Source organism: Paraburkholderia sp. SIMBA_030, assembly GCF_046535245.1.
In the GTDB taxonomy this organism is placed as follows: Bacteria; Pseudomonadota; Gammaproteobacteria; order Burkholderiales; family Burkholderiaceae; genus Paraburkholderia.
Map to the genome: position 1 here is coordinate 1 of NZ_JAWRXB010001116.1, position 253 is coordinate 253.

Genomic DNA, 253 nt, shown 5'->3' on the forward strand with positions numbered 1-253 from the left:
CAGGAAAAACTCAGGCAGCAGTTGAGATGATCGTTGAGTTTGTTGATAACAACGTTCGTGATTCATACAGTGGTACATCAAAACTGATTGCGCCATTGGCGTTGACCATTTTTGTCTGGATCTTTTTGATGAACTTGATGGATTTGATACCTGTTGATTTCATTCCAGGTATTGCTGGGCAAATCGGTGCTGCTATGGGCCATGATCCACATCATGTTTTCTTTAAGATTGTTCCAACGACTGATCCTAACAT

The 253-nt window shown here is 41.1% G+C and carries 1 protein-coding gene; it reads left to right on the forward strand.

What is annotated here, in order from left to right; genetic code table 11:
- The coding region (locus SB772_RS43485) for a F0F1 ATP synthase subunit A (RefSeq protein WP_410838961.1) at positions 1–253 on the forward strand (253 nt) is incomplete at both ends.